Annotated in this window: 22 protein-coding genes; 14 read left to right on the forward strand and 8 right to left on the reverse strand. The window is 65.4% G+C overall.

All coding sequences use genetic code 11. From position 1 onward, the window contains the following. Positions 1–179 precede the first annotated feature (179 nt). Entirely contained in the window at positions 180–818 is a 639-nt protein-coding gene (locus tag C7G42_RS24150; protein WP_199581102.1) for a helix-turn-helix domain-containing protein, read from the forward strand. 137 nt (positions 819–955) lie between these two features. Here C7G42_RS24150 and C7G42_RS24155 read toward each other — a convergent pair whose 3' ends face one another. After that, on the reverse strand, positions 956–2,221 hold the full coding sequence (locus tag C7G42_RS24155) for a D-amino acid dehydrogenase (RefSeq protein WP_106951424.1): 1,266 nt from the start codon (positions 2,219–2,221) through the stop codon (positions 956–958). A gap of 70 nt (positions 2,222–2,291) precedes the next feature. Beyond that, positions 2,292–3,620: an omega-aminotransferase AptA gene (gene aptA, locus C7G42_RS24160; protein ID WP_199581103.1), complete on the reverse strand. Its 1,329-nt coding sequence runs from the start codon at positions 3,618–3,620 to the stop codon at positions 2,292–2,294. A 148-nt stretch (positions 3,621–3,768) separates the two neighbouring features. Between aptA and C7G42_RS24165 the strand changes: the two genes are divergently transcribed. Together C7G42_RS24165 and C7G42_RS35445 are read left to right on the forward strand one after the other, a co-directional pair. Then, entirely contained in the window at positions 3,769–4,317 is a 549-nt protein-coding gene (locus tag C7G42_RS24165) for a cupin domain-containing protein (RefSeq protein WP_094973674.1), read from the forward strand. A gap of 192 nt (positions 4,318–4,509) precedes the next feature. Next, positions 4,510–4,662, forward strand: a complete 153-nt coding sequence (locus C7G42_RS35445) for a hypothetical protein (protein WP_199581104.1) — start codon at positions 4,510–4,512, stop codon at positions 4,660–4,662. Between the two features lie 42 nt (positions 4,663–4,704). On the opposite strand, the gene C7G42_RS24170 is transcribed toward C7G42_RS35445, so the two are convergent. From C7G42_RS24170 to C7G42_RS24180, 3 genes are read right to left on the reverse strand one after another with little or no spacing between them, the layout of a single operon-like run. Beyond that, complete coding sequence (locus tag C7G42_RS24170; RefSeq protein ID WP_106951426.1) at positions 4,705–6,966, reverse strand: xanthine dehydrogenase family protein molybdopterin-binding subunit; 2,262 nt, start codon at positions 6,964–6,966, stop codon at positions 4,705–4,707. Further along, positions 6,959–8,014, reverse strand: coding sequence for an FAD binding domain-containing protein (locus tag C7G42_RS24175; RefSeq protein WP_106951427.1), 1,056 nt, complete (start codon positions 8,012–8,014; stop codon positions 6,959–6,961). The genes C7G42_RS24170 and C7G42_RS24175 overlap by 8 nt, the downstream gene beginning before the upstream one ends. Beyond that, positions 8,011–8,508 carry a (2Fe-2S)-binding protein gene (locus C7G42_RS24180; RefSeq protein WP_106951428.1) on the reverse strand — a complete coding sequence of 166 codons (498 nt, stop codon included), beginning with the start codon at positions 8,506–8,508 and terminating at the stop codon, positions 8,011–8,013. Before C7G42_RS24180 ends, C7G42_RS24175 begins: the two co-directional genes overlap by 4 nt. Positions 8,509–8,757: 249 nt before the next feature. On the opposite strand from C7G42_RS24180, the gene C7G42_RS24185 reads away from it, so the two are divergent. Beyond that, entirely contained in the window at positions 8,758–9,399 is a 642-nt protein-coding gene (locus C7G42_RS24185) for a TetR/AcrR family transcriptional regulator (protein ID WP_199581111.1), read from the forward strand. A gap of 2 nt (positions 9,400–9,401) precedes the next feature. Here the strand turns inward: C7G42_RS24185 and C7G42_RS24190 are convergent, their stop codons facing one another. Beyond that, the gene (locus C7G42_RS24190) at positions 9,402–10,292 is read right to left on the reverse strand and encodes a LysR family transcriptional regulator (protein WP_106951430.1); all 891 of its coding nucleotides are present in this window, start codon (positions 10,290–10,292) and stop codon (positions 9,402–9,404) included. Between the two features lie 108 nt (positions 10,293–10,400). Here C7G42_RS24190 and C7G42_RS24195 point away from each other — a divergent pair, with 108 nt between their 5' ends. Next, entirely contained in the window at positions 10,401–10,817 is a 417-nt protein-coding gene (locus tag C7G42_RS24195) for a cupin domain-containing protein (protein ID WP_106951431.1), read from the forward strand. Positions 10,818–10,884: 67 nt separating this feature from the next. Beyond that, the gene (locus tag C7G42_RS24200; protein ID WP_106951432.1) at positions 10,885–11,289 is read left to right on the forward strand and encodes a DUF4864 domain-containing protein; all 405 of its coding nucleotides are present in this window, start codon (positions 10,885–10,887) and stop codon (positions 11,287–11,289) included. On the opposite strand, the gene C7G42_RS24205 is transcribed toward C7G42_RS24200, so the two are convergent. Further along, positions 11,286–12,551: an MFS transporter gene (locus tag C7G42_RS24205; protein ID WP_106951433.1), complete on the reverse strand. Its 1,266-nt coding sequence runs from the start codon at positions 12,549–12,551 to the stop codon at positions 11,286–11,288. The genes C7G42_RS24200 and C7G42_RS24205 overlap by 4 nt on opposite strands. Positions 12,552–12,701: 150 nt before the next feature. On the opposite strand from C7G42_RS24205, the gene C7G42_RS24210 reads away from it, so the two are divergent. From C7G42_RS24210 to C7G42_RS24245, 8 genes are all read left to right on the forward strand, one after another. After that, positions 12,702–13,145, forward strand: a complete 444-nt coding sequence (locus tag C7G42_RS24210; RefSeq protein ID WP_106951434.1) for a hypothetical protein — start codon at positions 12,702–12,704, stop codon at positions 13,143–13,145. A gap of 73 nt (positions 13,146–13,218) precedes the next feature. Beyond that, positions 13,219–13,503 carry a hypothetical protein gene (locus C7G42_RS24215; protein ID WP_106951435.1) on the forward strand — a complete coding sequence of 95 codons (285 nt, stop codon included), beginning with the start codon at positions 13,219–13,221 and terminating at the stop codon, positions 13,501–13,503. A 9-nt stretch (positions 13,504–13,512) separates the two neighbouring features. Next, positions 13,513–14,937: a TolC family protein gene (locus C7G42_RS24220; RefSeq protein WP_106951436.1), complete on the forward strand. Its 1,425-nt coding sequence runs from the start codon at positions 13,513–13,515 to the stop codon at positions 14,935–14,937. A gap of 13 nt (positions 14,938–14,950) precedes the next feature. After that, entirely contained in the window at positions 14,951–16,285 is a 1,335-nt protein-coding gene (locus tag C7G42_RS24225) for a copper oxidase (RefSeq protein WP_106951479.1), read from the forward strand. Between the two features lie 32 nt (positions 16,286–16,317). Next, positions 16,318–16,776 carry a cupredoxin domain-containing protein gene (locus C7G42_RS24230; protein ID WP_245427908.1) on the forward strand — a complete coding sequence of 153 codons (459 nt, stop codon included), beginning with the start codon at positions 16,318–16,320 and terminating at the stop codon, positions 16,774–16,776. 10 nt (positions 16,777–16,786) lie between these two features. Further along, entirely contained in the window at positions 16,787–17,089 is a 303-nt protein-coding gene (locus C7G42_RS24235; RefSeq protein ID WP_106951438.1) for a copper-binding protein, read from the forward strand. 380 nt (positions 17,090–17,469) lie between these two features. Further along, positions 17,470–19,611 carry a flagellar biosynthesis protein FlhA gene (gene flhA / locus C7G42_RS24240; RefSeq protein ID WP_199581106.1) on the forward strand — a complete coding sequence of 714 codons (2,142 nt, stop codon included), beginning with the start codon at positions 17,470–17,472 and terminating at the stop codon, positions 19,609–19,611. A 294-nt stretch (positions 19,612–19,905) separates the two neighbouring features. After that, on the forward strand, positions 19,906–20,109 hold the full coding sequence (locus C7G42_RS24245) for a hypothetical protein (RefSeq protein WP_106951440.1): 204 nt from the start codon (positions 19,906–19,908) through the stop codon (positions 20,107–20,109). Positions 20,110–20,641: 532 nt separating this feature from the next. Here the strand turns inward: C7G42_RS24245 and C7G42_RS35625 are convergent. Further along, positions 20,642–20,846, reverse strand: a 205-nt coding sequence (locus C7G42_RS35625; protein WP_210205718.1) for a hypothetical protein, incomplete at its 5' end; no start/stop codon positions are given.

Raw genomic sequence — 20,846 nt, forward strand, 5'->3', positions numbered from 1 at the left:
GCATCCCCCTTTGGGTCCGGCCGATGCGGCGCCCGCAAATGTCGTCATCGCAGACATTGCGGGCCGAGCCGTTTCGGCCTATTTTCACCAATATGAAAATTTGGTCACACTTTCGTGGGTGATGCAAGCGGTTTTCATGCACATGAAGGAAGCGGTTTGACGTGAGCGGTGGCAAAAGAATGCGCAGACCGGCCGCCGCGAAAGCGGTGAGGAAGACGAAGGCTAGCGCGAAGCCGGCGGAGCCGGCAATGGACGTCGCCGTCGGCCGCCGCATCAGGGATCTCCGGCGCGTCAGGCAATTCTCGCTGGAGACGGTCGCTTCGCGCACCGAGTTGTCGATCGGCTTCCTCAGCCAGATCGAGCGCGGCCTGTCGTCGCCGTCGCTGCGCGTGCTGGCAACGCTCGCCGACGTGCTCGGCGTCGGCATCGCCGCATTGTTCGGCGCGAGCCCGAGCGCCGACGGTGCCTCCGACCAGGTGGTGACGCGCGGGCTGCAGCGGCCGGAGTTGAAGCTGTGGCGCACCGGCGTGTCCAAGCAATTGCTGAGCCCGGCCAGCGCCGACAACAAGCTCAATCTGTTCCTGGTGCATCTGGAGCCCCGCGGCTCTACCGGCGACGAACTCTACACCCATGACGGCGAGGAAGCCGGCCTCGTGCTCGACGGCGAGATGATGCTGACGGTAGACAATGAGACGTGGTCGCTGAAGACCGGCGACAGCTTTCGCTTTGCGAGCCGAAGGCCGCACCGGTTTTCAAATCCGGCCGAGGACGCGAAGGCCGTGGTGCTGTGGGTGAATTGCGTGACGGGGGCGGGGTAGCTCGCTCTTGGAAAGGCGGAAAGATACGAAAATGTCTCCACGGCCGTCATTGCGAGCGAAGCGAAGCAATCCAGACTGTCGCCGCGGAAAGATTCTGGATTGCTTCGCTTCGCTCGCAATGACGCGTGGATAGACCTTCAGCCAAACCGGTGATTGTACCGGTCCACCGTCAGCGCGCTGACGTCGATGTCCGGCTTCTTCCCCGACAGCATGTCGGCGAGCACGCGCGCCGAGCCGCAGGACATGGTCCAGCCGAGCGTACCGTGGCCGGTGTTGAGGTGGAGATTGGCGTATGCCGTCGGGCCGATCACGGGCGGGCCGTCCGGCGTCATCGGACGCAGGCCGCTCCAGAACGTCGCCTTGGAGAGATCGCCGCCGCGCGGGAACAGGTCGGTCAGCGAATGATCCAGCGTGGCGCGGCGCGCATCATAGAGCTTGGTCGAGAAGCCCGAGATTTCGGCGGTGCCGCCGACGCGGATGCGATCGCCGAGACGCGTGATCGCGACCTTGTAGCTCTCGTCCATCACGGTGGATTCCGGCGCGCCGGAGGCGTCCTTGATCGGCACCGTGATCGAATAGCCCTTCACCGGATAGACCGGCAACGAAATGCCGAGCGGGGCTGCGAGCCGCGACGAATAGCTGCCGAGCGCGAGCACGTAAGCGTCGGCCTGCAACATTCCGGCACTGGTCGCGACACCGCTGACGCGCGCGCCCTCGGTGACGATGCGATCGATGCCGGTGTTGAACATGAAGCGGACGCCGAGCGCCGCGGCATGCCTGGCCAGCGCCTGCGTGAACATGTGGCAGTCGCCGGTCTCGTCCTGCGGAAGACGGAGCCCGCCGACGAATTTGTCCCTCACGCCTGCGAGCGCCGGCTCGACGGCGATGCAGCCTTCGCGGCTCAACGTCTCGTAGGGCACGCCATATTGCCTGAGCACGGCGATGTCCTCTGCCGTGCCGTCGAGCTGCGCCTGGTAACGGAACAGCTGCAGCGTGCCTTGCGAGCGCTCGTCATACTGGATGCCGATGTCGCGGCGCAGGTCGCGCAGGGAATCGCGACTGTATTCCGCGATCGGGATCATCCGGCTCTTGTTGACCGCATAACGCGCGCTGGTGCAGTTGCGCAGCATCTTGAGCAGCCAGACCCACATCACCGGATCGAGCTTCGGCCGGATCACCAGCGGGCCGTGCTTCATCAGGAGCCACTTCACCGCCTTCACCGGCACGCCGGGCCCGGCCCAGGGCGAGGAATAGCCAGGCGAGACTTCGCCGGCATTGGCAAAAGAGGTCTCGAGTGCCGGCTCGGGCTGGCGGTCGACGACCGTCACCTCATGGCCGGCACGCGCGAGGTAGTAGGCAGAGGTGACACCGATGACACCGCTGCCGAGGATCAGAACTTTCACGCTTGGTCAAACTCCCGCGGCATCACGCTCGCCGCTGCAAGGAAACAACTCGCAACGGCGAGAGCAATTATCAGGCCACCCGCTTGATGGCATCGCCCAGGATCGAGACGATATCGTCGATGTGGCTCTTCTCGACGATGAGGGGCGGCGACAGCGCGAAGCTATCGCCGCTCATGCGGAAGTAGAGCCCGCGATTGAAGGAGTCGACCATGACGTCGTAACCACGCGCACCGACCGCGCCATCGCGCGGCGAGAGCTCGACCGCGCCCATCAGCCCGCAATTACGGATGTCGATGACGTTGGGCAGACCTTTGAGCGAATGCAGCGCATCGCGCCAATATTCGGCCATCGAGGCACCGCGCGTCAGCAGGCCCTCGTCCTTGTAGATGTCGAGCGTCGCGATGCCGGCGGCGCAGGCGGTCGGATGCGCCGAATAGGTATAGCCGTGGAACAGCTCCATGACGTTTTCCGGGCCGATCATCATGGCGTCGTGCACCTTGCGATGCGCGAACACCGCGCCGCAGGGAATGGTGCCGTTGGTGATGCCCTTGGCGGTCGTCATCATATCAGGTGTGACGCCGAAGAAATTGGCGGCGAACGGCGTGCCGAGACGTCCGAAGCCGGTGATGACCTCGTCGAAGATCAGGAGAATGCCGTGCTTGTCGCAGATTTCGCGCAGGCGCTGCAGATAGCCCTTCGGCGGCGGCAGCACTGCGGTCGAACCCGGCACCGGCTCGACGATGACGGCGGCGATGGTCTCGGCACCATGCAGGGCCACCAGACGCTCGAGATCGTCGGCGAGCTCGGCGCCATGCTCGGGCTGGTCCTTGGCGAAAGCGTTACGGGTGAGATCGTGGGTGTGGCGGATATGGTCGACGCCCGGCAGCAAGGTCGTGAAGGCGCGGCGGTTGGCGACCATGCCGCCGACCGAGGTGCCGCCGAAGCCGACGCCGTGATAGCCGCGCTCGCGGCCGATCAGACGGGTGCGGCTCGCCTGGCCGTTGGCGCGATGATAGGCCAGCGCGATCTTCAGCGCGGTGTCGACCGACTCGGAGCCGGAATTGGTGAAGAAGATGCGGTCGAGCCCTTTCGGCGCGATCTCGGCGAGCCGCTCGGCGAAGTCGAATGCCAGCGGATGGCCCATCTGGAACGACGGCGCGAAGTCCAGCGTCATCAGCTGGCGCTCGACTGCGGCGGCGATCTGCTTGCGGCCGTGGCCGGCATTGACGCACCACAGGCCCGCGGAGCCGTCGATCACCTTGCGGCCGTCGACGGTGGTATAGTGCATGCCCTCGGCCGACGAGAACAGCCGCGGCGCCTTCTTGAACTGCCGGTTGGCCGTGAACGGCATCCAGAACGAGTCGGTCTTGATGGTGTTCGGAATCTGATGAAGGGTCACGGCCGCGCTCCTTTGCTGACGCTCTAGCAGAGGCACGGCTTCGGAAGCGCAACAAGTCCTTTTCTGGTGAGCTGCAAGCCATTGATTTAACTAGGGCCGCCGGTCCATATTTGCGCGATCCGCAACACGTGCAACAGGGACCAGGGGCATGAGCGTCGACATCGGTGGACGGCTGCGATTCATCCGGGCGCACCACAAGCTGTCGCAGCGCGAGCTCGCCAAGCGCGCCGGGGTCACCAATTCGACGATCTCGCTGATCGAATCCAACCAGATGAACCCGTCGGTCGGCGCGCTCAAGCGCATCCTCGACGGCATCCCGATGGGGCTCGCCGAGTTCTTCGCGCTGGAGCCGGAGTCCAGGCGCAAGATCTTCTACCGCGCCGAGGAGCTGACCGAGGTCGGCAAGAAGCCGATCTCGTACCGCCAGGTCGGCGACAATCTGTTCGGCCGCAGCCTGCAAATCCTCAAAGAGTGCTACGAGCCTGGCAGCGACACCGGCCGCGTCCACCTCGTCCATGACGGCGAGGAAGGCGGCATCGTGATTTCGGGCAAGCTCGAAGTCACCGTCGAGGACGAGCGGCGCATTCTCAATCCCGGCGACGCCTATTATTTCGAAAGCCGCCGCCCGCACCGCTTCCGCTGCGTCGGCGGCAAGCCGTGCGAGGTGATCTCGGCCTGCACGCCGCCGACGTTCTGAGGCGAGGTCAATCGCATCCGGGAAGTTACGGGCTGTCACCGGTATCTTACGGTGGTTGAGCCATCTCAATTTCTGCGCGCCGGGCCGCTATATAGTGCGAACCGTAGCCGAGCAGCCTGGCTTTAGAGGTGCTGCGGTTATGGCCCCGGGCTCCAGGGCATTCCGGGGCCGCTTCGTAACAGAGGCTCTCGCATGAAGACCACTCTCGCCAATGCGGAAGCCGCGCTCGACGAAGTCCAGCGCGACACCGACAAGCTGAATTCGCGCGAGCTGCGCAAGGCCATCGCGAAATACATCGAGGCGCAGAGAGAGCAAATCAAGACTCTCCGCAGAATGATGAACTGATCGGCCGCCGCGGAGCGAACAGGCCTCGCTCCGCCTGCCGCCTCAACGCTGCGTCAGCAACTCCTCGATCCGGATCGGGAATTTGCGCACCCGCACGCCGGTCGCATGCCACACCGCGTTCGCGACCGCACCAGCGCTGCCGGTGATGCCGATCTCGCCGACGCCCTTGATGCCGAGCGCATTCACATGCGGATCGTGCTCCTCGACGGTAATCACGTCGAGCGGCGGCACATCGGCATTCACGGGGATGTGGTACTCGCCGAGATTGGCGTTCATGATCCGGCCGCTGCGGCGGTCGGTAATGGCCTCCTCGTGCAGTGCGAAGGACATGCCCCAGATCATGCCGCCGAACAGCTGGCTTTGCACCATGCGCGGGTTGACGATCCGCCCGGCCGCAAAGGCTCCGACCATGCGGCTGACACGGACCTGGCCGAGCTCGGGATCGACCTTCACCTCCGCGAACACCGCGCCATGGGCATGCATCGCATATTCCTCCATCGCCGCAGGATTCGGCGCACCGGTGCCCCGTGCCTCGACCTCGGCGACGCCGGCGCGCGCGAGGATCTCGGCGTAGCTCTCCCCCCGGCTCTCGTCGTCGCGCCGGAGCAACCGGCCGTCGCGCGCGATCACGCCGGCATTGCCGGCGCCGAACAACGGCGATCGCTCGTCACCGGTGGCGAGGTCGGCGAGCTTCGCGATCACGGCCGCGCCGGCACTGTGAATCGCCGCCCCCGCGGTTGCCGTGTGCGCCGAGCCGCCGGCAATACCGGCATCTGGCAAATCAGACGTGCCGGCCTTGAACGTGACGCGATCGATATCGAGCCCGACGGCGTCGGCCGCGATCTGGGCCAGTGCCGTCCAGGCGCCCTGCCCCATGTCGTGTGCACCGATCTCCATCACGCCCGAGCCATCGCGGCGGATTGCCGCGCGCGCTTCGGCCTGGAACATCAGCGCCGGGAAGGTCGCCGTGCCCATGCCCCAGCCGACCAGCAGGCCGGCATCGTCGCGCATTTGCCGCGGCTGCAGCGGGCGCTTCGCCCAGCCGATGCGCGCCGCGCCCTGGTCGTAACAGGCCCGCAGCGCCTTTGACGAGAACGGCTTGCCGCTGACCGGCTCGACCTCGGCGTAGTTCTTCAGGCGGAAGGCGAGCGGATCCATGCCGCAGGCCCAGGCCATCTCGTCGATCGCGCTCTCCAGCGCGATCGAGCCGGTTGCCTCACCGGGTGCGCGCATGAACAGCGGCGTGCCGGTGTTGACACGCACGGCATCGTGGGAGGTGCGGATCGCGGGTGCCGCATAGAGCGTGTGAGAGGCATCAGCGGCGGGCTCGTAGAAATCGTCGAACGTGCTCGACACCGTCCGCGCATGGTGATCCAGCGCGGTCAGACGTCCTTCTCCGTCGGCGCCGAGGCGCAGGCGCTGGCGCGTCGGCGCGCGATGGCCGACCGGGCCATACATCTGCTCGCGGCGCAGCACCAGCTTGACCGGCTTGCCGACCAGCTTGGCCGCCATGACGCCGAGCACCGGCGGTCCCGCCATCAATCCCTTGGAGCCGAAGCCGCCGCCAAGGAAGGGACTGCGGATGTGGATCTTGTCGTGGGCAATGCCGAACAGCTCGGCGACGCGCGCCAGCGACAGCATCAGGCCCTGGGTCGGCATGTCGATCTGCAGATTGTCGCCGTCCCAGTGAGCCACGATCGCATGCGGCTCCATGGCGTTGTGATATTGCGGCGGCGTCTCGTAGGTCGCGTCGATCTGCTTTTCGGCCGAGGCAAGGCCCGCCTCGACATCGCCGCGGTGATTTTCCGTGGGGTTGCCGACGCCGACGACCGGCGGCACGAAGCTCGCGCCGGCATCGAGCCCGACCAGCGCGGGCAGCGTTTCGTAACGCGGCGCCAGCAGAACCGCACCTTCCGTCGCAGCTTCCAGCGTGTCGGCGATCACGACCGCGATCGGCTGATTGGCGTAGCGCACCTCGTTGCTCTGCAGCACCTCCATCCGGAACACGAACGGATTGGTCTTGATCTCCGGGTCGATCGCAAGCTGCGGCTTGTGGTCCGGTGTCATCACATCGACGACGCCGGGATGGCGTTTTGCGGCGGCGACATCGAGCGAGGTCACGCGGCCATGCGCGATGCCGGCCACGGCGATCACTGCAAACAGCATGCCGGGCGGATGATTGTCGGCGGCATAGGTGGCCTGCCCCGTGACCTTGAGGACGCCGTCGCGGCGGGTCAGCGGCTGGCCGACGTTCGAGCCGTGCCTGAGATGGGCGGGCGCGCTGGTCAGGTTGAGCTCAGGCATGGATGGCTCCAGATGTCGAGGCAAAGGGAGAGGCCGGCAGTGCGGGCAGGCGCGCGGGCGTGCCCGCGGCAGCGAGGGTCAGCGCGCGCACGACGATGCGGCGTGCGAGCTCGATCTTGAAGGCGTTGTCGCCGGACGGCTTTGCGTCGGTGAGCGCACGCCATGCGGCTTCCTGGAAGGCATCGGCCGTGGGCGCGACGCCCTTGAGCACGTCCTCAGCGGCGCGGGCACGCCAGGGTTTTGCGGCAACGCCGCCGAGCGCCAGCCGTGCCTCGGCGATCCTGCCGTTATCAATTCGCAACGCGGCTGCAGCCGAGACGACGGCGAAGGCATAGGACGTGCGCTCGCGAACCTTGAGGTAGCGCGCGTGCCCGGCAAAGCCGCGCGCGGCCGGCGGCAGGCGCACCGCGACGATGAGATCGCCCGGCTCCAACGCTGTGTCACGCTCGGGCGTATCGCCGGGCAGGCGATGCAGCGCCTCGAGCGCGATCTCACGGCGGCCGTTCCTACCCTCGATCTCGACGATGGCGTCGAGCGCGAGCAAGGGCACGCAGAAGTCGGACGGGTTGGTCGCAATGCAGCTCTCGCTCCAGCCGAACACGGCATGGGTGCGGTTCTCGCCCTCGCGGGCGTCGCAGCCAGTGCCAGCCTCGCGCTTGTTGCAGCGGCTGGCAGTGTCGTAGAAATACGCACAGCGCGTCCGTTGCAGGAGATTGCCGCCGACAGTCGCGACATTGCGCAACTGCGCGGATGCCCCCGAGAGGAGGGCTTCGGCGACGGCGGGATAGGACCTTGCGAAGTCCGCATCATGCGCGAGATCGGCATTGCTGACCAGCGCACCAATGCGCACCGACCCGTCGGCGAGGCGCTCGATCGCGTCAAGTCCTTCGAGATGTGTGAAGTCGACCAGACGGTCCGGACGGCTGATATTGCCCTTCATCAGATCGAGCAGATTGGTGCCGGCGGCGAGATAGACGGCGCCCGGCCGGGCCGCGGCAGCAACAGCTTCAGTGACGTTGGCGGGCCTGACATAATCGAACCGTTTCATGCCGAGCGCCTCTGGTTGGTTTCGTCCATCTGTCCTTGCGCCTCGAGCACGGCATCGACGATGCCGGCATAGGCACCGCAGCGGCACAGATTGCCGCTCATGCATTCGCGGATGCGTTCAGGATCATTGCCTGCCTGCGCCTCGTTCATCATGCCGATCGCGCTCATGACCTGGCCGGGCGTGCAGAAGCCGCACTGGAATCCGTCATGGGCAATGAAGGCGGCCTGCACCGGGTGCAACTGGTCGCCGCGCGCGACGCCCTCGATGGTGAGGATGTCGGCGCCGTCATGACTGATCGCGAGCGCAAGGCAGGAGTTGATGCGCTTGCCGTCGACCAGGATGGTGCAGGCGCCGCACTGGCCGCGGTCGCATCCCTTCTTGGTTCCGGTGAGATGGAGGCGCTCACGCAAGAGATCGAGCAGCGTGACGCGCGGATCGTCGAGGACGAAGTCGCGCCGCGCACCGTTCACGGTGAGGCTGATGGAGTGGTTCATACAAGGCTCCGATCAGATTTGGACATGAGTCATCGCGCAGCGCGCCACCGCCGTGGCCGCCGTCGATATGCGCTGGCCAGGCAGACGCAGGCCAACATCAAGGCGAAGATACGGAGGCTCCCTCCGCTTAACAAGGGCTGCTGAAAAATATTTGGAATTGGTCGAAAGCCCCTGTGCCACCAACGCGATGCACCGGGATCGGGTTCATCAAGGGTTCAATCTAACCAATTCGTGATCTACATTGGCGGCATGGACGATCACGCCGACCACACCCGCAAGCCCCGCGCCGATGCCGTGCGCAATCGCGAGCGCGTGCTCGAAGCGGCCAAGGCCGTGTTCAACGCGGGCGGTCCGGAGGCGAGCCTTGAAGCCGTCGCCAAGCGCGCCGGCGTCGGCATCGGCACGCTCTACCGGCATTTCCCGACGCGCGAAGATCTGTTCGAGGCGGTGTACCGGCGCGAGGTCGAGCAGCTCAGCGAGCTTGCCGAACAGCTGAAGAACGCCAAGGATCCGGTCGACGCGCTGCGGCGCTGGCTGCGTTCCAATGTCGAATTCGTTGCCACAAAAAAAGGCATGTCGGCGGCGCTGGCGCTGACGTTCCAGAGTTCGTCGGAACTCGCGGCCTACTCGATGGACCGGCTGACCAAGGCGATCGGCTCCCTGCTCGACCGCGCCGTCGCGGCCGGCCAGATGCGCGGCGACATCAGTCCGGAGGACCTGCTGAGAGCGCTCGTCGGCATGTGCTACATGCACGACCAGCCCGGCTGGCAATCCTCGGTGCTGCGCATGCTCGACGTGTTCGTCGACGGATTGCGGGTGCAGCCTGTCATGAAAGCCAGGGTACGCGCTGCCGCCAAGCCCGCCAAACCGGCTGCAAAGCCGAAGCGATAGCGTCACCCTGTCAGGATCGGCCTCAGTGCCTCGCGGTGATGCACGATGAAGTCGAAGAATGCGGCGATCCGCGGCACACGCCTGAGATCGGGATGCGTCAGAATGCGCCAGCTTCGCGTCAATTCCGGAATCGGGCCAAGGACGCGCACGAGATCGGCTTCGGCATCGCCGAGCGCGACGGGAAGCGGACCGATGCCGACGCCGGACTTGATCGCGGAAACGAGGCCAAGCACGCTGTTGACGCGCGCAGCCATCTGGGCATGGGGCGCGACCTCCTTCAGCCATTTGACCGCGCGATGCTTGGCAAGGGATTCATCCAGCCCGACCAGCAAATGAGGCGTGAGGTCCTCGACACGATCCGGGCGGCCGTGCCGGTCAAGATAGTCGCGGCTGGCGTAAACCGCCCAGATCGACTCGGCGATCTTGCGCCCGACCAGCTCATCGTCGGTATCGCCCGAGCGAAAAGCGATGTCGACCTCGCCCTTCGACAAGTCGAGATAGCCGTCGCTCATGACGAATTCGACCCGCAACGAGGGATGCAGCACGTGAAAGTCGCCGATGAGCCCGGATTGGATGAGCCGGGCGACGACCGGCTCGGGACAGGTGACGCGGATCACGCCCTTCATGTCTTGCTCCGCGTCAGCCGTCCGACGGCTGAAGTCGTCGATGGTGGCTTCGACCCGCTCGGCATAGGGCAGCATGATGTGACCGAACTCGGTGAGGCGGTAGCCGCTCGGCTGACGCGTCACCAGCGCGCGACCGAGCCTCCGCTCCAGCTCCTCGAGCCGCCGGTGCACGGTCGACTGGCTGAGGCCGAGCGCCTTGCCGGCGGCAATGGTGCTGCCGTGCCGCGCGACCGCCAGGAAATATTTGAGGTCGTTCCAGTCGAACATGGAGCGATTATGCACTTCTGCGGCCGGCGGCCGCAATGTTGCGGCTGCCGGGCCTGAACGACGGCACTTAGGCTGATGCCTTCAGCAACTTTCCGATGGAGACTTTAAATGCGCCCCCATTTCACACTCGGCGCCGCAATCGTTCTGGGATGGTCGGCCGCAGCCACCGCGCAGGACCATGGGACACAGGGTATCGCCAAACCGAATCTGGTGCTTCAACGAGTGGTTGAAGGCTTGCCGAAGGACGAGCAGCAGTCCGTGCGGGTGATGACGGCGTCATTCAAGCCGGGCGACAAGACGGTCTATCATACCCACCGCTTTCCGGTGACCGTCTACGTGCTGGAAGGCGCCTTCACACTCGAACTCGAGGGCAAGCCGCCGATGACGGTCAAGGCCGGCGAGGCATTGGTGGAACCACCGAACGTGGCGATGACCGGCTACAATCGGACAACCGGGGAGACCAGGGTCGTGATTTTCTATGTCAGCGCGGTCGACACGCCCTTCCTCGACCCGCTGTCACACTAAGCCGTTTGCCCGAACATCCGCATGGCGATATCCTTGCTGGACCGGGACGACCAAGCGAGGTTTTGCCATGCGTGTGCTCCTTGTCCTGATATTTGCGCTGCTGGGTGGCCTCTCCGCACGGGCGGCCGACGATGTTGCGGCGGCACAGGGCGTCATCCGCGCCCAGGAGCAGGCCTTCGTCCGCGACGATGCGAGCACCGCCTATTCCCATGCCGCACCGGCGATCAAGGAGATCTTCCCCGCACCCGACATGTTCATGTCCATGGTGCAGAGCGGTTACGCGCCGGTCTACCGTCACAAGAGTTTCGAGTTCGGCGAGAGCAAGGTCGAGGGCGGCTGGATTGCGCAGCGCGTCCACATCATCGACGCCAACGGTGAAGCCTGGGAAGCGCTGTACACACTCGAGCAACAGCCGGACGGCAGTTACAAGATCACTGGCTGCACGCTGCTGAAGGCGGGACAGGCGGTCTAGGTCGCAAAGCCCGGCCCGGCTTTCGCCGCACTCATCCGCGAGCGGATCAGCAGCGTCACGACGATGCTGATGTTGACCGCGTTCCACGCCACGCCGTTCGCGAACGCTGCGGCATACGAGCCGGTGGCATCGAAGATGACGCCCGAAACCCAGCCGCCGAACGACATGCCGAACACGGAGGCGAAGATCACGATGCCGACGCGCGTTGCAGCTTCCCGCGCCGGCATCGCCTCGCGCACGATGATGGCATAGCTCGGCACGATTCCGCCCTGGAACAGGCCGAACATCGCGGAGATGAGATAGAGCGAGGCGAGGCTGTCGAAGAACAGATAGAACACAAGCGCAAAGCCCTGCGCCAGCGCCCCGATCAGCAGGGTGGGGATGCCGCCGATCTTGTCGGCGAGGAAGCCCGAGCCGATGCGGCTGACGATGCCGCAGGCCATCATCAGCGACAGCATCTCGGCGCCGCGCGCCACGCCGTAGCCGAGATCGCCGCAATAGGCGACGATATGCACCTGCGGCATCGCCATGGCGACGCAGCAGGAAATGCTGGCGATCGAAAGCAGCACAGTCAACGTGTTGGTCGAGAGCTTGAGATCGACGCGCGGCGGCGGCGCATTGGCGTGGTCGTGGACCTTGTCGTGGCCTATCTGCGCGCGCAGCACCAGCACCAGAATCGTCATCAGGACGACGCAGACGAGGCCGATGCCGATATGGGTGTGGCGCCAGCCGACCTCCTGCATGCCCCAGTTCACGATCGGGGGCCACATCGTGCCGGCGAAATAATTGCCGCTGGCGACGATGGTCACGGCGAGGCCGCGATAGCGCTCGAACCAGTGCGAGGCCTCCGCCATCAGCGGCGCGAAGGTCGCGGACGTCCCGAGCCCGATCAGGAAATACGCGGCCACGAACTGCCAGAGCTGGGTCGAGAGCCCCGCGAACACATTCGCGACGCCGAGAAAGGCGATGCTGATCGCCATCGCCGGCACGATGCCGAATCGGTCGGTGATCTTGCCGGCGATCACGCCGCCGAGCCCGAAGCCGAACATCATGAGGGTGAAGGCCAGCGAGACCGCGCCACGAGTGGCGGAGAATTCGGTCTGCACCGCGGGAATCATCACCACGATCGCCCACATGCCTACGCCGCCGATCGAGCCGATCAGCAGCGCAAGCACGAGCCGTATCCAGGCCTGACGGGAATCAGGGCTGAATGTTTCAGGGGTTTGTTCTGAGTGATTTGGCGCGTGCACGGGCCGGACCATGGCCCGCAGATGCTCAAGGGGTCAAGCATCGTGGCGCGATATTGGGCATGCGCGGTGCACTGCGGTAAGAAGCAGCTTGGCGAATGCACGATTTGCCATTAGTTTGCAGTCCGCGTGTGCAAATTGCCGCGCGAAATATATGCTGGCGGAATGTTGCTGCAACTGACACGAGCGATGCGGATCAAGGTGGGGCGGATCATTGCCCTCGCCTATCTGTTCTGCGTGCTCGCGCCCGCGGCAAGCCTCGCCTGGGGCAGCGGACCCGCGCCGTGTCTCAATGAGACCTCACTGGCCGACCTCGTGCCGGTCCATCACCAGATGCCGGGCGGACACCTGCACGACGGCGTCTCGCACGATCATGCGGGGGCACACGCGCATCACCAGGCCGCCGCACAGGACGCGCCCGCTCCGCATCATCATGGCGGCAAGGGCACAGCCGGGCCGTGCTGTGCGATGATGTGCGTGAGCGCGCTGCCGGCCGATCTTCCCATTGTCGCCAAGCCGGCCGCGCCCGTCTCCGCCTGTGCGCCAGATATCGTGGCCAGCCTGCACAGCACGGCGCCGCCCCTGCATTACCGTCCCCCCATCGCCTGATCTGACACGACGATTTCGGGCCGAGCGCGCTTTTGCGCGCGCGAACCTGTGGTGTCCAGATCAGGGTTGAATCATGCTTGCGCTTTCCGGGGCGAAGTCCGCCGCCGCATCCGCGGTGGGTGGACGACATTTTCGATTTGAGTGGCTTCTGCTGGCAATGATCGCGCTGGCGCTCGCTGGCTGCATGCCGGCAACCACGCAAGTCGCCGGCGCCGATCCCGCTGATCCCTCGGCGAAGGTCGCGCCTGTCCGCTATCGATCGACCATCGCGCCCTACACCGGCCTGCGGCCCGCAACGCCGGCGCCATGGCGCGGCCGCAACGACGCCGTCACGCCGCAGCCGAAGCAAGACCGGTAGGAGCGCGCCATGGCACACCATTTTGCGCGAGGTCTCCTCGTCCTCACCGCGCTCAGCGTCTCCGGCTGCGCCGCGTTTTCGCCCGACAGCGGCATGAGTGCGGTCTCCGAGCTGACGAGCCAGACCATCAACAAGGACGTGGCCTTCGTGCGAACGGCCGACGGGGCGGGCGCAGTCGATGAACGTGTCCGCCAACTGCTTTCGCGCACGTTGAGCCTAGAGACCGCCGTGCAGATCGCACTGCTCAACAACAAGGGATTGCAGGCCGCCTACAACGAGCTGGCGCTGGCCGAAACCGATCTGGTCGAGCAGAGCCTGCCGCCCAACCCGGTGTTCTCGATCTCGCGGATCTCGGGCAACGGCGCCAGCGAGATCGAGCGTCAGGTGGTCGGCGACATCTTGGCGCTCGCCACCCTGCCGTTCCGCTCCGACATCGCCCGCGAGCGTTTTCGCCAGGCCCAGTTACGCGCGGCGCTGGCGACGCTGCGGCTCGCCGCCGACGTCCGCCGCGCCTATTGGCGCGCTGTCGCCGGCAACGAGATGGTGGCGCTGCTGACGGATGCAAAGGCAACGGCGGAATCGACCGCACAGCTCGCCGTCAAGCTCGGCGAGACCGGCTCGCTCAACAAGCTCGACCAGGCCCGCGAGCAGGTATTCTACGCCGAGACTACCGCCGACCTCGCCACCGCAAGGCAGATGGCAGCGAGTGCGCGCGAACGGCTCGCACGCCTGATGGGATTGTGGGACGGCGGCCTCGACTTCCGTCTGCCCAATCAATTGCCGCCGCTGCCGCGCCGGCCCCAGGCCCTGCCCTCGATCGAGTCCGATGCGGTGGCCCATCGCATCGACCTGCAGATCGCCCGGCTGGAGCTGAATGCGCTGGCGAGGTCGCTGAACCTCACCGAGGCGACGCGCTTCGTCACGCTGTTCGATCTCGCCGGCATCTCCCGTCGCACCAGGGATCCAGAAGGCGCGCCGTTCCGCGAGCATGGCTTCGACGTCCAGTTCCAGATCCCGATCTTCGACGGCGGCGAGGTCCGCGTGCGGCAAGCCGCCGAGACCTACAATCTCGCCTTCAACCGCTTGACCGAGCGCGCCGTAAACGTTCGCTCGGAGGCGCGCGATGCTTATCGTGTCTATCGCTCGGCTTACGACATCGCCAGCCACTATCAGCGCGAGATCATCCCCTTGCGCAAGATCATCACCGAGGAGATGCAGCTCCGCTTCTCCAGCATGCAGGTCGATATCTTTGCGCTGCTCACCGAAGCGCGACAGCGACTGGCCTCGCTGCGCGGTGCGATCGACGCCCGGCAACGATTCTTCCTCGCCCAGTCCGACCTGCAGACCGCCATCAACGGCGGCGCCGCGCTGACGCCTGGCAGCGACAATTCCACCACCATCGCCGCGGCAGCGCCTGCCGACGCCGGCCACTGACATGGAGACCGCAATGTTTTCCCGCAGAGCATTTTTAGGCACCGCCGCGCTCGTCGGCGCATCCGCGGTCCAGGGCCGCGTGCAGGCGGCATCGATCCCGGAAGCGGCGCATATGGACAAGGTTGTGATGCAGCCGCCGCTGCATCCCGTCAGCGGCCCGGACTATCGCCCCGTGGTCACCCTGAACGGGTCGTCGCTGCCATTCCGCATGAACGGCGACTGGAAGGAATTCCATCTCGTCGCCGAGCCCGTGGTGCGCGAATTCGCCGAAGGCATGAAGGTCAATCTGTGGGGCTATAACGGCCAGTCGCCGGGCCCGACGATCGAGGCGGTCGAGGGCGACAAGGTTCGCATCTTCGTCACCAACAGACTGCCCGAATACACCACCGTGCACTGGCACGGCATGATCATTCCGAGCGGCATGGACGGTGTCGGCGGGCTGACGCAGCCGCACATCCAGCCCGGCAAGACCTTCGTCTACGAGTTCGAGATGAGGAAGAGCGGCACCTTCATGTACCACCCGCATTCCGACGAGATGGTGCAAATGGCGATGGGCATGATGGGCATGGTCGTCGTGCATCCGCGCGATCCGAGCTTCCGGCCGGTCGACCGCGACTTCGTCTTCGTGATGAGCACCTACCGCGTCGATCCCGGCACCTATCTGCCGCAGGTCAACGAGATGACCGACTTCAACATGTGGACCTGGAATGCGCGGGTGTTTCCCGGCATCGATCCTTTACCGGTGCGCCTCGGCGACAGAGTGCGCGTGCGCATCGGCAATCTCAGCATGACCAACCATCCGATCCATCTGCATGGCCACAGCTTCGCGGTGACCTGCACCGACGGCGGCTGGATTCCGGAGAGCGCGCAATATCCGGAGACGACGACCGACGTGCCGGTGGGCGCAGTGCGGGTGTTCGACGTGCTCGCCGACAATCCCGGCGACTGGGCGTTCCATTGTCACAAATCCCATCACACCATGAATGCGATGGGGCACGCGGTGCGCAACCTGATCGGCGTGTCGCGCAGGGACCTCGCCAGGGCCGTCGGCAAGCTCGCGCCCGACGCGATGGCGATGGGCTCGACCGGCATGGCGATGGGCAATATGGAGATGCCCGCGCCCGACAACACGCTGCCGATGATGACCGGCACCGGCCAGTTCGGCCCGATCGAGATGGGCGGCATGTTCACGGTGATGAAGATCCGCGAGGACCTCGCGCGCGACGATTATCGCGATCCCGGCCCCTACCAATTCCCGAAAGGCACCGTCGCCTACGAGGTCGCCGCACCGGCCTCTGAGCCCGCACGTCAACAGCCGGGCAAGCCGACGCACAGGATGAAGATGTGAGCGTTTCGATGAAACACCAACTGGAGATGACGATGACAACCATCAGGCTCGGCCTCGCGCTGGCCGCGCTTTCGCTCGCGCCGGCTTTTGCGCACGACAAGCACGCGCATGCGAATTTTTCAGCCGGCGAACCCGGCGACCCCACCAAGCCCGCGCGCACCATCGAGATCCTGCTGAACGAGATGGACTACGCACCGGCCAGGATCGAGGTCAGGCGCGGCGAACAGATCCGCTTCGTGCTCCGCAATGTCGGCAAGGAGGACCATGAATTCCTGCTCGCCACCACCAAGGAAAACCTCGCGCATGCGGTGGAGATGAAGAAGCACCCGCACATGGAGCATGACGATCCCAATGGTGTCAGGCTCGCCCCGAACAAGACGGCCGAGATTCTCTGGAAGTTCAGCAAGCCCGGCACGTTCGAATTTTCCTGCCTCATTCCCGACCATCGCGACTACGGCATGGTCGGCCACGTCACCGTGAAGTCACGATAAGGAGTCCGCCATGAACCGCATCATTCGCACTGCCGCAGCGCTGACGCTGACTGTCGGCCTTGCCACTGCCGCCCTCGCGGCCGGGGCGGCCTCGATCAGCGGGGAGGTCAAAAAGATCGACGAGAGCGCCGGCAAGATCACGCTCAAGCACGGGCCGGCCAAGAACCTCGGCATGGAGGACCCCATGACCATGGTCTATCGCGTCAAGGACCCCGCGATGCTGAGGCAGGTGAAGGTCGGCGACAAGGTGACCTTCGAGGCCGAGGAGGCGGCTTCGGGGTACACGGTGACCAGGATCGACAAGGCGAAATAGATAGGGCGGCCCTTCATCGCCGGTTTGGCTCCAAGCGCCTCCACAACGTCGTGGCCGGGCTTGACCCGGCCATCCACGCCTTTCCACTCGGCACGCAGAACGTGGATGCCCGGGACAAGCCCGGGCATGACGGTTTCCTCCGTGCCCTGACCGCCCCCGAAACACCCCGGCCTGACCACCCGCCGCACCCCCGCGTTAACCCTTTGCTAACCATACACCCGGCAAGAATTGCCGGGTGAAGTCGAGTGTCGTCAGCCGCGTAAAACGGGAGGTCCCCCGTGGACGCCAGTGCGGTGCCTCACTTTCGGAGCGGCGGCCCTTCGGCTGCCGCGCAGACAATTGGGGCGCGCGGACGGCAGTCGCGCGGGGGAGCAGCTACCATGGTCGACGTCACCGCGGGACAGGGCGTAGGCAGCACGAATGCCGGCATCCCCACCGTCAACGAGATCATCAACATCCTCAAGCGCGGCGACATCGCGCTGGCGCTCGGCGTCCTCACCATCCTGGTGGTGCTGATCCTGCCGCTGCCCGCGATCGTGCTGGACCTGTTCCTGGCGATCTCGATCACGCTCTCGATCCTGATCCTGATGACCTCGCTGTTCATCCAGGCGCCGCTCGAATTCTCGGCCTTCCCGACCGTCCTCTTGATCTCGACCATGCTGCGCCTGTCGCTCAACATGGCCTCGACCCGGCTGATCCTGTCGCACGGGCACGAGGGCACGGCGGCCGCCGGTCACGTCATCGAGGCCTTCGGCAACTTCGTGATGGGCGGCAATTTCGTCATCGGCATCATCGTCTTCGCCATCCTGATCATCGTCAATTTCGTCGTCATCACCAAGGGTTCGGGCCGAATCGCCGAAGTCGCCGCCCGCTTCCACCTCGATGCCATGCCCGGCAAGCAAATGGCGATCGACGCCGACCTCTCGGCCGGGCTGATCGACGAGGCGGTCGCCAAGCATCGCCGCAAGGAGCTGGAGGACGAGAGCGGCTTCTTCGGCGCCATGGACGGTGCCTCGAAGTTCGTCCGCGGCGATGCCATCGCGGGCCTCTTGATCGTCTTCATCAACATCGTCGGCGGCATGATCATCGGCGTCGCGCAGCAAGGCCTGTCCTTCGCCGATGCCGGGCGCAGCTACACGCTGCTGACGGTCGGTGACGGCCTCGTCACCCAGGTGCCGGCGCTGATCGTCTCGACCGCGGCGGGCCTGCTCGTCTCCAAGGCCGGCGTCTCCGGTGCCGCCGACAAGGCGCTGATGAAGCAGTTCTCCGGCTATCCGCAGGCGCTCGCGATGTCCTCCGCGGTGATGCTGGTGCTCGCGGCCCTGCCGGGCATTCCGACCCTCCCCTTCCTCGCGCTCGGCGGCGGCGCCGGCGCGCTCGCCTGGCACGCCCGCAACCGCAACCGGGCGACCGCCAGGGCCGTCGAAGTCGCGAAGACCGCGCCCGCTGCGGGAATGCCGGGTGCGCCGGGCTCCGCCGCGGCCGAGGAGCCGATCTCCGCGGCGCTCAAGATCGACGACCTCAAGATCGAGCTCGGCTACGCGCTGCTGCCGCTGGTCAACGGCCCCGACGGCACCGACCGCCTCACCGAGCAGATCAAGGCGCTGCGCCGCTCGCTCGCGATCGAGATGGGCTTCGTGATGCCGGCGGTGCGCATCCTGGACAACGTCCAGCTCGAGGCCAACACCTACATCATCAAGATCAAGGAGGTCGACGCGGGCACCGGCAAGATCTGGCCGAACCAGTTCATGGTCATGGATCCCGGCGGCAGCCAGGTGCAGGTGCCCGGCATCCACACCACCGAGCCGACTTTCGGCCTGCCCGCGACCTGGGTCGACGCCAGCCTCAAGGAGGAGGCCTCGCTCAAGGGCTACACCGTCGTCGACGCCGCAACCGTGCTCTCCACCCACCTCACCGAACTGCTCAAGGCCAACATGTCGGACCTGTTGTCCTATGGCGAGGTTCAGAAGCTGCTCAAGGAGCTGCCGAAGGAGCAGAGCGAACTGGTCAAGGACATCGTCCCCGGACAGGTCACGGTCTCCGGCATCCAGCGCGTGCTGCAGCTGCTGCTCGCCGAGCGCATCTCGATCCGCGACCTCTCGACCATCCTCGAGGGCATCGCCGACTCGCTCGCCTTCTCACGCAATCCCGCCACCATGGTCGAGCACGTCCGCGCCCGCCTGGCGCGGCAGATCTGCGCGCAGAACACCTCCTATGCCGGCTATCTGCCGCTGATCGCGCTGTCGGCGCGGTGGGAGCAGGCCTTTGCCGAATCCATCATCGGCCAGGGCGAGGAGCGCAGCCTTGCGATGCAGCCCTCGAAACTGTCGGAGTTCATGACCGGCGTGCGCGAAGCGTTCGAGCGCGCCGCCCGCGAGGGCGAGGCGCCGGTGCTGGTCACCTCTGCGGCAATTCGTCCCTTTGTCCGCTCCTTGGTGGAGCGGTTCCGGGCCCAGACGACGGTGCTGTCGCAGGCCGAGATCCACCCCCGGGCGAGGTTGAAAACGGTCGGAAGCATCTGATTTGCCTTAAGAAGCCGTGTGTTTTTCGGCCACAGGCAAATGGTTTTTGGGTTCCAGGCGTCTTGTGGACCACACCGTCACAAGACGGCTGACGCGGACATTACAGCTTTGAAATAATTGCCGAAATGCACGATGAGGGGTCGCTTTCGATCGCGATCTTTCACGTCCTTTCACGCTCTTGTGATGGCCCCTTGGGAACGAATCCTCCCAATATTAGGTTGTTGGGCATCGGAAGCATGAACCTGCCCAAATATGCAGGCGACTACTTCGGGTAGATGGCGGCAGGAGCCTTCCATGAACCACTCGATTTACAGCGCAGATCGCTCGACCCACCTCAAGATCGTGGTCGTGGCCCTCGTTGCAGGGATCGCAGTTGCGGGCCTTGGCATCACCGCGCGCACGACGAGTTCGGATGAAGGCCTCACCCAGACCGCACGCGTCATGAAGGCCGGCAAGCCGGTCACCATCACCAGCGCGAACACCTCGCTCGTTCGCTAGGGAGACATGAGTTTCAGGAATTCACGCGGCTCTTTACCAGCCCCCCAAAGTCGCCACGTGGATATGTAGACGACCCCAACCCCAAGTCGACTACAGAAAGCGCCCGCCCCCCACGGGCGCTTTCTCATGTCTGGGGTACTTTGCGTCATTGTTGACGCAGTTGTCGAAGGTATCAAACTCACCTCTCTCCTCCGTGTCCCGGACTCGCTGCGACGCCTTCGCGTTGCTGCGCAGAGCCGGGATCCAGAAAGACACACGACGTGCCGATGGATGGGCCCGGCTCTGCAGCGCACCGTCGAAGAGACGCTGCGCTGCGTCCGGGGCACGAGAGCGAAGTTGTGGCGCGCCTGTTTTTCCTCGTCATTGCGAGCGAAAGCGAAGCAATCCAGAATCCCTCTGCGGAAAGATTCTGGATTGCTTCGTCGCAAGGGCTCCTCGCAATGACGGAGTGTGTGGCCACAGCGCCTCTCTCTCGTGTCCCGGACGCGCTGCAACGCTCTTGCGTTGCTGCGCAGAGCCGGGACCCAGCAAGCTACAGCACGCGCTGCCGCATGGGCCCGGCTCTGCAGCGCACCGCCGAGGGGGCGCTGCGCTGCGTCCGGGGCACGAGAGTGGTGTTCAACGACGCACATGATTGTTCATCCTCGCGGCGCATTTCGCCCGAGCTTTGCTTGATCTCTTCGCCCTCCATTGAAAGAGGGCGCAGGGAAGACCGGGCGCCGGCTGGCACCCGCGGT

The organism is Bradyrhizobium sp. MOS003, from assembly GCF_003020125.1.
GTDB lineage: Bacteria > Pseudomonadota > Alphaproteobacteria > Rhizobiales > Xanthobacteraceae > Bradyrhizobium.